Consider the following 13130-nt stretch of genomic DNA (forward strand, 5'->3'; position numbering starts at 1 on the left):
CCTCGATCTAATCTTGCTGGTTGAAATTGAGCATGAGCTACAAAGCTAAAGCACAGCAAACAAAAAAACAAGTAAAGACACTTTCGCATAAAAATCTAAATTTAAGCAAAGGTAAATTTATTTTTATTATAATGGTGGTACAGTGTCAATTTAAGGAAAAGAAAAAACCTTATCTTACGCAGATAAGGTTCTTTACAATACCTATAATTATATATCACATTCATCTCCACTTATGATAGTATATCTATAGAATTTTTGTGCTCTTTGAAAGAAATCAAAAACAGCTCTAGTTGCCTCTGCTCTTGTCATACAAGCGTGATCTTGAAAAATCAGTTGTTCATAAGGTCTATCATTCATAAAAACATCTTCATATATTTCTATAAGATACATTCGCTTAGTTTGAACTATCTGTTCATTCTCTACCGTCAAATCTTTTACATTATCCCCTGCAAATACAGTGGAAGTAAATAAACACAAAAACAAAATAATAAATAAATTTCTCATAATTAAGTTTTTTAAAATTACTACTTTCATAAATATAGCAAAAAATTAACAATAACACAATCTCACATAACACGAACTCTTTTTCAAAAAAGGCATACAATATACAACTGTTCGCGATTAAAGAACCTTTATTAAAAAGCACAACTTCCTAAAAGTCAACTAAGCTCCAAATACCCTATAATGTCAGACAGGTTCAAATACTCCTCATAAGAAAGATAGAGGGTAAAAAATAAGAGGGTGGCCCTAGGGCCACCCTCTTTATGTTTAGTTATTGTAAACTGGGTTGTTTAAAATTTCTGCTTGTGGCACTTTAAAAGTAACTCGAGCATCATTATATGGAATTATATTATTTGAGTAATACAAATGATTTGATCCATATTTAAAATCTTTCTTGTTACGTTTAATTGCTGCGTATGTTTTTCCTTCTCCCCAGAACTCAATTCTTGTTTGTAAAAGAATTTCATCTAAAAGAGCTGATCCACTTAAACCATCAATGTAAGAAACATCAGGCAAACGAATTTCCATGAACTTCTTCAAGGTTGTCTGTGCCACTCCGTCATTGTTTAAACGTGCATTAACTTCTGCATTTAACAAATACATTTCTTCCACACGCATATACACATAATCCGATTGAATGATACGAGCTCCCATTAATATTTTTCCGTCAGAAGCAAAGAACTTTCCAACAGGAAGGATTGACAACTCACCGTAATCTTCCGAATCACCGTTAATATCTTCAAACTCTGGACCTTCCTTAAATTGTTGTTTACGAACATCATTATCAGGAATTGCTTCGAATAAATCTCTACTAATTCCTTTAGTATCTCCTACAGCAGCGTAGCTATAAGTGTAAATATCTACTTGTCCCCACCAAGATACTAAGTCTAAGTTAGTTTGAAGATCAATTACTCCAGACCACATCCAGTTTGGATTATCATTAACCTTGTTAAAACCTTTCACTAATACATCTTTAGTTGCTAAAGGATATTTAGCCATAACATCCTCTGATAATCTAGCTGCTTCAACCAAAGCCTCATTCGTTCCTTTACTAGCATAAACATACGCTAACATCGCTTGTGCTACATTGTAATCAACAGTTCGTCTTTGATTCATAGTTGCACGACCAGCTGCCTCATATAAAGCCAATGATTCTTTCAAATCATCAATCATCAATGCATATACCTCTTGTGTGTGTTTTGCAGGAGTATTAAAGGCTACAGGCGCCGTATAAATAGGTAAGATCTTTTCATTTGCATCATATCCTAATGTATACATATTAACTAAGTTATAATACATATACGCACGAAGTGCTTTTGCTTCAGCAACCACTGCCTTATCTTTATCAGATTCAGGAATTTTCTTTCCATCCACTCCAGCAAAATCCGTAATAATTTGATTTGTACTGCGAATCATGAAGTAGTAAAAACGCCAAGGTTTAAAGTTGGGATTTGCAGCATAGTTTTGCATGTCCGTAAAATTGGCAATTCCTCTGTACCATCCGTAGATCGCACTATTCAAGTTCATATCTCCACTCAACATATCGGTGTAGATATCATATCCTTTTTGTCCAAAGTCATCATGTCCTGTAGTTCCTCCACTAAAGGCCAACATATTATACGCATAAAGACCATTTAAACTTCCATCTTTTAAATGCGGTGAATACTTCGAAATCTCATCAATATCACTTTTTGATATATATCTCGTAGAACTAATGTCTAAATAATCTTTAGAACACGCTCCCAAAAGCAATCCTGCTCCAAGAGCAACCATCAATATTTTTTTCATTTATCTATTTCTTTTGGATTAAAACTTAACTCTTACACCACCAGTGATAGTAGTTAAAGGAGAATATCTATAAGTATCAGAAGTACCAAACTCATTTGTAGCAGGATTAAAACCGTCGCGTTTTGTAAACAAGAATAAGTTATCTCCAGAAACATAGAAGCTCAAATCAGCTAAGCCCATATTTTTCACTACATTCTTAGGTAAAGTATAACCTAAACGAATATTGTTAATGCTTAAGTAATCTGCTTTAGTCAAATAACGCGTTGAAATTGATGCGTAGTTTGGATCTACACCACTTGATAAACGAGGTACATCGGTAATGTCACCCGGTTTTTGCCAACGGTTTTCGATATCTTTATGCCAGTTATTTCCACCAATTTGTCTATTGTCCATTAATCCTGCATAAGTATCATCATATGCATATCCACCCAAGCTGTATAAAGCTTGAACGCTTAACTCCCATCCTTTGTATCCAGCATTTAAGTTAATACCTCCTCTAAGGGTAGGGATTGCAGATTTCCCAACAAATTTCTGTGTTGCATCAGCATAACTCGTTGTTGTTTCTCTTTCAATAGTTCCTGCCAAGTTTGGATTTCTATCCAAAAAGTCAGTCATTGATTCAATTTTTTGTCTATCCCCATTTGCATCTTTATAGGTATACATATACCATTGTGCTTGACCTGTTTGAGCATCAACACCAGCCCACTCTCTCATATAGAAATCTCCGATAGAATGTCCTGCAGCACGTCCAAATACACCACCAATATCCACTGGTTTTTCACTATTAGTCATTGGATCAATTGGCATATTGTTTAACTTATTTTTCAAGTGCTCCCCGTTAATTGATAAATCAATATAAGCATCTTTTGTTTTCAATAAATGCCCTACCACATTAAATTCAATACCTTGGTTTGTTAAACGTCCGTCATTTACTGTCAACCCTTCATAACCAACAGAAGGTCCTAACTTACGATTGAAGATTAAGTCATCTGTTTTCTTCAAGTAGTAGTCTACGCTTGCATCGATATATTGACCTAAACTGAACTCAAGTCCTACTTGGAACATTTTAGACTTCTCCCATGTCAAATCAGGATTACCTACTTTATCTTCATAAATTGCTAAACCACCGTTGTAGTTCCAAACTTGCCATAAGTTTTCACCTGGGTGATAAGCCTCTACGTTTTTACCATCGATCATCGTATATGACGTTTGATCCCCTGTTAAACCGTAACTCGCTTTTACTTTCAAGTTACTGAATAAGTTTTGATCCATCATAAATTCTTCACGTGTTACAACCCAAGCAGCACCAACTGAACCAAAAGTTCCCCATTTGTCGTTTTTGAATTTAGATGATCCATCACGACGGATAACACCTCCAAGGTAATATTTCCCTTGGTAATCGTAATCTACTTTTGCGAAATAACTCTCTAAAGCGTATTGATCTAACCAACCAGCACTCGGGCTACTAATTGCCGCATTATTTAATTGCGTAGAGCTTGGATCAGCTAAAGCGTTTTTACTCATTTGGTTTACTCTAAATTCATAAGAGCTATTCTCGTGAGCAGCTAATACTTCTAATCCATGATCTCCGAATACATTTTTATAACGCAACATTTTTGTCCAGTTGTAAGTAAATAATTCTGATTTCACTTTGTAAATCGAACCACCCATAGATGCCGCTGAACCGTAGAAAACACTGTTCAACACATCTCTTGTATTGCTGTAGAACTGTCCTCCGATATTAGTTTCAAATGTTAAACCATCGTAAATGTCTACCGTAAAAGAAGCATTTGCAGAAATTTCGTCTTTTGTGCTTTTATCTTTTCCATACATTGCATCACCAATAGCATTAGTTAATGCACCAAATCCACGACCTGAACCATAATCATACTGGCTTCCACCATAGATATCTGGAATTTTATTTCCTTTACTATCTCTTGTAAATAAAGGATAGATTGAAGGAATATTATCCGTAAACCAGAAAATACTTCCAGAATCTTCTGTTTGTCCAGGGCTATTTGTTTCAGCATGCGTATATCCTAAATTCATTTTAGCATCCAACCATTCTTTTGGTTTGTGCTGTAAATTTAAACGCGCAGTTAAACGCTCATAATCTGAATTAACTGAATATCCTTCATCTTTCAAATAACCTAATGAACTGAAATAAGAGGTTTTCTCTGTAGATCCTCCCATTGTCAAGTTCGCTTCAGTACGAATAGACGCTTTAAAAGCGTGATCTTCCCAATTTTCAGGGTTGTATTTTCTTGTAACACCTGGACGAACTCTTCCTGTAGTAGGATCTATCAACTCTCCACCATCAGCTACATTCCACATATTATATCGTGGATGAATTCCATACCCTTGGTGAAATAACGTATTATTTGCCCAATCTGTTGCCTCAGCATCTTCATATAACAAACTAGGGTGATATTTTCCAAATCCTTTAGCAGCTTCCCAAGAAAGCTCTGCATAACGCTCAGGAGATTTAATCACATCATAACGAGGTAAAGCTCTCCAGTTCACCCCTGTTTTAGTTTCTACTTCGATAAAAGAATCAGACCCTCTACCTGTTTTTGTGTTAATGATTACAACTCCGTTCGCTCCACGAGAACCGTAGATTGCGGTAGCTGTAGCATCTTTCAATACAGTCATTGAACCGATATCCGAAGGGTTAATTGAACTGATACTTCCCATAAAAGGAACACCATCTACAATGTACAATGGATTTCTGTTTCCGTTTACTGATCCAAATCCACGAATACGAACTGTTGGTTCAGAACCTGGCTGACCACTTGTTGTAATTACGCGAACCCCAGCAGCCTCACCTGATAAAGCAGATACCGCATTAGAAACGTTTTTGTTCTCAATACGTTTGCTATCAATTTGAGTAGCTGAACCTGTAAACGATTCTTTTTTCGCTGTACCGTATCCTACAACGATTACTTCGTCAAGTACATTGTCTTCTGCAGACATTGTTACATTGTGCATACCTGCATTTCCTACAGTATACTTAACGTCTTGCATACCAATAAAAGAAAACACAAGCACTTGTCCTGGTTTTGTTTTTAAGGTATACTTTCCATCTAAATCGGTTTGTGTCCCCTCCTGGGTTCCTTGAATCACAACCGTTACTCCTGGTAGTGGCATACCATCCTCAGTCACCACTCCAGAAAGTGTTTTCTCTTGTGCAAACCCCACTTGTACAAGTAGGATCATTATGCACGCATAAATCCACTTAATCTTCGATCTCATTCTTAAAAAATTGATTAGTTAGTTAAACAAATCTAAACATTTTTTCCCATACCTCCTAAATCATTTTCACTAAATCAAGATAAAAAAGCAGTCACAAAAAGATAATATCTAAAAAATCTTTAGTTTTATTGCTAATTTAAAAGGATTCTCTCAACTCTATTTCAATAAAACAAATAGTATATGTAAGACTCTAAATATTAGACTAATCAATTATTTAATATATTTTTAGCATAATACTAGAATTTTCATTAACGATTCTAATCTAAACTTTACTTCATAATAAGTATTAAAAGAAATATATTAAATAAATAAAAACAACCAAAACCAACTAAAATGACAATATCAACTCCCAAATCAACAGCAATACCTAACTAATGTTAAAAACTCTATTTTTCAGTCTATACTTTATGTATAAAACACCAAGCGGTATACTATGGCACTGTTTTTAAGCAACTAAGCTTCACTTGCTGACAGTCATTTTAAAAGACTACCAAAAACACGAAAATAAACCTCTTAAGCTTCATTTGCTTACACAAATAAAAAAACCCCGTCTCCATAAGAGACGAGGTTTACTTGCAAGAGAATTTTCTCTACTTGTATCTACTACAAAAGAATTATTAATATCCTTTGTTTTGATCAATTTTACTAGCGTTAATCTCATTACGAGGAATAGGGAACGCCAATTTTGCTGCTCCATATTTCATTCCGTCTTTTGATTGTGGTGTACTTGCTAGGTTTTCTTTATTACGCATTTGATCTTCGAAACGGAAACCTTCAAAAACCAACTCTTTGCGTCTTTCATTCAGCACCTCCGCTAACGTAAGTGCATTATATTTAGCTGAAGGGTTTCCTTCATAACGCTCAGCAGCAATTTTATTCAACAACGTTAAAGCTGCTCCTTCTTCTTTTTTCAAGCGAACAGCGGCTTCGATAAAGTTAAATGCTAACTCTTCATAACGCATTACTTTAATATTTGAACTAATCACTGTGTATTTACCAAAATTACGGTATTGTTCAAAGTTATAGCGAATTGCTGGGTCTACAGGAACAGTTCCGTCCAACTCTTTATCTGTTAATTTGATGTATTTGTTCTCACCTACTTTTTTGTAGTTTCCTTCTGCATTCTGCACTAAATTATTATAACCTTGCATTTCTAAAGAAGAACGAATATCAGTTTGATCTTCGAACAAATCCTGTAAGTTTCCTCCTAATCCTACAACGTCTCCATATCCATTGTATGAATAGATGTTATACAAAGAGTTATTACCTGGATTATTGATATTATCTTGTGCCAATTCAAATACTGCATTACTTTGTGGTTCTTCTGCTCTAAACGAAGCAACGTAAGCACTTCTTTGAACAATACTTCCACCTAAGTCCATAGCTGATTTAGCACTTTCTAATGCGATGTTGTAATCGCTTGGATCAAAAGCACCGAAGAACAAAGCTACTCTTGATTTAACTCCTTGAATAGCTTGCGCTGTAAAACGCTTTTTATTAGCAGCATTTTTATCGATCAACTCCAAAGCGGTATCTAAATCTTTGTAGATATTATCTCTCACCTCACGTACAGAAAGTCGCTTGTAATTTTTACTATCTAACTCTCCAAAACGCGTGATATAAGGAACTCCCAATCCATCTAACCCACTGTCATCCACATATTGCTGACCGTAGATACGCAACAAGTCAAAGTGAGCCAAAGCGCGAATAGCATAAGCTTCTGCTTTTCCTTGTTTAATATCTTTTTCACTTCCTGTTTTGATATCAGCACCAATAGCCAAGTTAGCTGAGCTGATCACTTCGTAGATTTTCTTCCACGTATCTGCAGGGAATGCATGTGTAGCAGTTAAATTAAATCCAGATACATTTTGGAAACGGTTAGAAAATCCAGCTGCTGCATAAGCATTGTCACCTCTCACCTCACTGTAAATAACGATATCACGACCATAGTATGCTACATTAACCATTCTATAATAAGCACCAGATACCGTTGCGCGTAAATCAGTTACAGTTTCTATTGGTTTCGCTTCAATATCGCGAGCCCCTTCTAAAGTAGCATCAAGACGGTCATCAGAACAACTTGTCAGTCCAGAAGACAGCAATACTACTGCTAAAATTGAAAATATAATCTTTTTCATAACTTTTTAAAACTTAACATTTAAAGAGAAAACAATTGATTTCACTGGTGGAGTTGCCACATTCACATATCCTAAAGCATCAACTTCCGGATCGTAGTTCAACCCTTTGTCTTTAACCCAAGTCCATAGGTTTGTTCCAATTACAGAAAGTGTTAATCCATCAACATTCAATGTTCTTGTAATATTTGAGTTGAAGTTATACCCTAAGGTTACGTTTCTCAATCTAATATAATCTCCATCGTGTAAAAATCTCGTAGATGGGCTAGTGAAGTTTACATTTCCTCCTGTTGGTTCAAATTGAACGATTGGCACATCTGTAATATCACCTGGTTTTTGCCATCTGTCTAACATATCTGCTGAAGCATTAGATGAAACAAGTGCACTTGTTGTTCCTGCTGTTTTGAAAGCATATTGTTCATAGATTTTATGACCACCTGCAAAAGTAAACATACCATCTAAGTAAAATCCTTTGTAATCTACGTGTAAATTAGCACCTCCTGTAAATTTAGGTAAAGCACTTGCTCCTTGGAATCTAGATTCTGCTTTTGTATAATCAGAAGTAGCTTTGTTGTTTTTATCAAACCACATTGGTTGCCCTGTTTGAGGATCAACTCCTGCCCAAGTTGGCATATACCACTCAGACACTGCATGACCTCTAACATCAGCTGTATAAGACTTATAGTCTTCCATTTCTACACCGTTGATAACAGGCATTTCTGTAATTCTGTTTCGAACAGTACCGAAGTTAGCTCCTACTGAAATATTGAAATCTTTTGATCGAACGATATCAGCATTTAATTCTAATTCAATACCACGGTTGTTCATCGCTCCCATATTCATCATTTGAGATTCGAATCCAGACATTTTTGAAAGTGTTTTCTTGTATAACAAGTCACTTGTTTTACTTTCAAAATAAGTTGCGCCTAATGTAAAGCGGTCTTCAAACATTCCCATCATGAAACCGAAGTCCATTTTTTGTTGTTTTTCCCAACCAATTGGTCCACCAATTTGAACTGGTACTAAAGCCGCTTCTCCGTCATAAGAAACGATATCTGCGCGACGAACATATTGGTTCGGGTTAATCTGAGAGTTACCATTTGTACCATAAGACCCTCTGAAACGCATAGTTGAAATAACTTCTTGATAAGCCATCCAGTCTTCTAAGTGCATATTCCACGCACCTCCTACTGAATAAAAATACCCGATACGATCTGTAAACTTAGAAGATCCTTCACGTCTACCAGTTAAATCTACTAAGAATCTGTTTTGATAGTTGTAGTTGATAATTCCTACATAACCTAAGTTAGCATCATCTAAAAATTCGTATGCTGCATCTTTATTTGCTGCTGCTGCCGCTAATGAATTAAATCCTTCCAAAACAATTTGTCCAGACCCTTCTAAGAAACGACGTTTTGATTTTTGATACTCTACCAATACTTTTGCATTGAATTGGTGGCTATCACCTAAATAGAATTTGTAATCTAATCCGTTTTGTGCAACGTAATTGAAGTTACTTCGAACTGCTTTTGCTGCTGTTCCACCGTAATTTTTACCATCACCATGCACAGGATTTCTGTATTCAGAAAAATCTGCTAACGTATAATCAATCGCGATAGATGAAGTGAATTTCAAATCATCAGTAATAGCGTAACTAAGCGAGTTTGAATTAATAACACGAGTTACATCGTTAAGTGTTTGATTATTTTTTGTTGTATAAACTACGTTGTGGTATCCTGAATTTGGCAAGAAGTATGAACCATCTGCATTATACAAAGGATTCCATGGGTTCATAACTAATTTAGTATAGTTCGGGTTAGAGAAATAAGCTCCACCTTCAGAAATACCATTTTGTTTAGTATTTGTTACTTTAATACTTGTATTGAACTCAATCTTGTCCGAAATTTTTTGCATGAAGCTCAAAGAAGCACCAATACGTCTAAAATCAGAACCAATTACTGTACTCTCAATTTTGTCATGAGAAATCGATGCATAAAAATTATGACGATCACTTCCTCCTGTTGCTGAGAAGTTAATACTTGTCAAAGGTGCATCTGCATTTTTCACATATTCACCCCAATCGTTGTTTGGACGACCTGCAGCCACCCAATTACCGTAGTTACCTGATTTAGCATAATTTGCCAAAGCATAAGTTCCTGCTTCTTCGCGACTAAATCCTTCAGCAGCTCCAAAAGTATTGTATAAACCATCTAAAAAGATTTCCTCTTTTTCATTTGAAGTCAATAAACGAGGACCTTTTACTGCATTGTTTTGAAAACCTACACGCGTACTAAAATTGAACTTAGTAGCACCTGATTTTCCTCTTTTTGTAGTAATCAAAATTACCCCATTTGTACCACGTGCACCGTATACCGCAGTTGCACCAGCATCTTTTAATACTGTCATCGATTCAATATCCGCAGGATTTATCGTCGCTAACAAAGACAAAGATGTTGAAGGTGTATCCGTTCCTTGGTTTCCTCCAGAGAAATCTCCATCGTACATTGGAATACCATCAATTACATATAAAGGCTCATTCGTTGCAGTCATTGAGTTACGACCACGAATACGAATGTTTTGTTTCGCCCCTGGAGAACCAGATGAAGCAGACATTTGCAAACCAGCCACACGTCCTTGCAACGCTTGATCAGCAGAAGCCATTGGTGTAGCAGCAACAGCTTCTCCTTTAATTGCCACAGCATTTCCCGTTACTTGGTTTTTTGTTTTCACTTGTCCATAAGCCAAAACTACAACCTCTTCTAACATATCTTCTACTGCTTTCATTGTTACATTGTACGTGTTAGCTGCACCTACTTTATATGTAACATCTTGCAAACCGATAAAAGAGAAAGACACTACATCTCCTTCTTTTACTTTGATCGAATAATTCCCATCTAAGTCGGTTTGCGTACCCATTGTTGTTCCTTTTATAACAACCGTTGCCCCAGGTAAAGGGAATCCTTCCTCAGAAACCACACCTTTTAAAGTCTTTTCCTGAGCGAATGAAAATTGCACAAATAGCGCCATAAACAGCACTAAAGTCCATTTTACCTTTGATCTCATTATTTAAATTGAATTAGTTAGTCCACAAACATAAAAAACTAATCTAAAACCTAGTTAACTTTCCATATCATTAACGAGAAAGTAAACAACAATTTACTAACAAATAAAGATTATATTAAAGAAATTATATAAAAAAAATTAAATCAATAAAAAAACAAGCCAAAAAACCATATAAAAAATATCACGCCAGAAGCTAAAAAACTTAACAAATACTTATTCAAACTCTAACATTTAACACATAAAAAAAACACATAAATACGTTCAAAAACCACAAAAACCTAAGAATCAAGCAACAGGGTTCAAACAAGCACAAAAAGAGAAAAAAATTATTTAATGTTAAATTTTAAATTGTTAGGATTTCTTTAATGGATTCCTTAGTTAATATTACCTTTTACAGATACAGATTCACTTAGAGAATACTACCTTTGTTTATTATTATTTCAATTATGTTACTACATCATTATTCAGACGCATTATACGAAGCAGGAACAGACGAAGCAGGGCGAGGGTGCATTGCAGGCCCTGTAACAGCGGCTGCCGTAATACTACCACCGGATTTTTCGAATGAAATCTTGAATGATTCGAAGCAACTATCCGCAAAAAATCGCTATAAACTTCGCACACTTATTGAAGAACAAGCATTAAGTTATGGAGTAACACACTTACACGAAGCGGTAATTGAAGAATTAAATATTTTGCACGCTGCAATAAAAGCGATGCACGAAAGTGTAGGTAAATTGAAGCCTGTTCCCGATTTTTTAATCGTCGATGGAAATAAATTCACTCCTATTCCCGATATCCCACATCAATGCATTGTCAAGGGAGATGCCAAGTATCTAAGTTTAGCAGCAGCCTCTGTCTTAGCCAAAACATATCGCGATGATTACATGAATCAGATTCACGAAGAATTTCCCATGTACAATTGGCAAAAGAATAAAGGATATCCTACACAAGAACATCGAGCGGCAATTTTAGAATATGGACCTTGTAAATACCACCGAAAATCGTTTAAACTTCTACCTGATCAATTAAAATTGGATTTATAAAAATAAAAAAGACTCTTTTACAGCCGTAAAAGAGTCTTTTTTATTTTATGATGTTTGCTTACGAAAATACGGTTTCAACTGCTTGAATCGTAAAATCAAGATCTTCATATGTCAACGCATCTGTAATAAACCATGTTTCGTAGGACGAAGGCGCGATATACACTCCTTCTTTGAGCAGACCATGGAAAAAAGTTTTAAATGTATCATTATTTCCATAACCAGCTGTTTCGAAATCAACAACTTCTCTTTCGTCAAAAAACACAGAAATCATAGACCCTACTCGATTGATCGTGTAGTTAATTTGCTTTGCTTCTAGTACCTTGCGAATACCTTGTTCTAAATAGGCAGTTTTCTCTTCTAAACGCTTAAATAAAGTCTCATCCTCACTGATTGCTCTCAACATTGCCAATCCTGCAGCCATAGCTAGGGGATTTCCAGCTAACGTACCAGCTTGATATACGGGCCCTATAGGAGCTAAATAATCCATTATTTTGGCAGAACCTGCGAAAGCACCTACAGGTAATCCTCCTCCAATTACTTTCCCAAAGGTCACCAAATCAGCCTTTACACCAAACAGTTCTTGCGCACCGCCTTTTGCTAGACGAAATCCAGTCATTACTTCATCAAAAATCAACAACATACCATGTGCATCACACAACTGACGTAGACCTTCCAAGAATCCTTCTTTTGGTGGCACACACCCCATATTTCCAGCAACAGGTTCAATGATAATCGCTGCTACTTCTCCTTTATTTGCTTCAAGAATAGCTGCCACATTTGCTAAATCATTATACGTTGCTAGCAAAGTATCCTTTGCTGTACCTTGTGTTACTCCAGGACTATTAGGAGATCCAAAAGTTACCGCACCACTCCCTGCTTGGATCAAGAATGAATCTGAGTGTCCGTGGTAGCATCCTTTAAATTTAATGATCTTCTCTCTATCTGTATACCCTCTTGCTAAACGAATTGCGCTCATACACGCTTCTGTACCTGAATTCACAAAACGTATTTTATCTACATTTGGCACCATGGATACGGCTAACGCTGCAATTTCTGTTTCTATTGCTGTTGGCATCCCAAAAGAAGTTCCCTTTTTAGCTTTTTCTATCACTGCTTCTACAACTGGAGGATAAGCATGACCTAATAACATAGGTCCCCAAGAATTGATATAATCAATTAAACGATTCCCATCCACATCATACAGATAAGCTCCTTTTGCTTCGTTGACAAAAATGGGTGTTCCTCCTACAGATTTAAATGCTCTTACTGGAGAATTAACTCCTCCAGGAATAACTTTTTCAGCTTCAGCAAAAAGCTGACTACTTCTTTGATATAACATGGTGTT

The 13130-nt window shown here is 35.9% G+C and carries 7 protein-coding genes; 1 reads left to right on the forward strand and 6 read right to left on the reverse strand.

Going from position 1 to position 13130, the window contains the following annotated elements:
* Nucleotides 1-207 precede the first annotated feature (207 nt).
* The 5 genes from H4K33_RS03915 to H4K33_RS03935 all read right to left on the reverse strand — a co-directional run bounded on the left by H4K33_RS03915 (nucleotide 208) and on the right by H4K33_RS03935 (nucleotide 10739).
* Nucleotides 208-504 carry a hypothetical protein gene (locus tag H4K33_RS03915; RefSeq protein WP_182647176.1) on the reverse strand — a complete coding sequence of 99 codons (297 nt, stop codon included), beginning with the start codon at nucleotides 502-504 and terminating at the stop codon, nucleotides 208-210.
* Nucleotides 505-768: 264 nt separating this feature from the next.
* The gene (locus H4K33_RS03920) at nucleotides 769-2289 is read right to left on the reverse strand and encodes a RagB/SusD family nutrient uptake outer membrane protein (protein WP_182647177.1); all 1521 of its coding nucleotides are present in this window, start codon (nucleotides 2287-2289) and stop codon (nucleotides 769-771) included.
* Nucleotides 2290-2307: 18 nt separating this feature from the next.
* The gene (locus tag H4K33_RS03925) at nucleotides 2308-5541 is read right to left on the reverse strand and encodes a SusC/RagA family TonB-linked outer membrane protein (RefSeq protein WP_182647178.1); all 3234 of its coding nucleotides are present in this window, start codon (nucleotides 5539-5541) and stop codon (nucleotides 2308-2310) included.
* Nucleotides 5542-6158: 617 nt separating this feature from the next.
* Nucleotides 6159-7679, reverse strand: coding sequence for a RagB/SusD family nutrient uptake outer membrane protein (locus H4K33_RS03930; RefSeq protein WP_182647179.1), 1521 nt, complete (start codon nucleotides 7677-7679; stop codon nucleotides 6159-6161).
* Between the two features lie 6 nt (nucleotides 7680-7685).
* Nucleotides 7686-10739, reverse strand: a complete 3054-nt coding sequence (locus tag H4K33_RS03935; RefSeq protein WP_182647180.1) for a SusC/RagA family TonB-linked outer membrane protein — start codon at nucleotides 10737-10739, stop codon at nucleotides 7686-7688.
* Between the two features lie 446 nt (nucleotides 10740-11185).
* Between H4K33_RS03935 and H4K33_RS03940 the strand changes: the two genes are divergently transcribed.
* The gene (locus H4K33_RS03940) at nucleotides 11186-11785 is read left to right on the forward strand and encodes a ribonuclease HII (protein ID WP_182647181.1); all 600 of its coding nucleotides are present in this window, start codon (nucleotides 11186-11188) and stop codon (nucleotides 11783-11785) included.
* 58 nt (nucleotides 11786-11843) lie between these two features.
* Here the strand turns inward: H4K33_RS03940 and hemL are convergent, their stop codons facing one another.
* Nucleotides 11844-13124, reverse strand: coding sequence for a glutamate-1-semialdehyde 2,1-aminomutase (gene hemL, locus H4K33_RS03945; RefSeq protein WP_182647182.1), 1281 nt, complete (start codon nucleotides 13122-13124; stop codon nucleotides 11844-11846).
* Nucleotides 13125-13130 lie beyond the last annotated feature (6 nt).

Origin of the sequence: Myroides sp. WP-1, assembly GCF_014145635.1 — a bacterium.
Classification (GTDB): domain Bacteria; phylum Bacteroidota; class Bacteroidia; order Flavobacteriales; family Flavobacteriaceae; genus Flavobacterium.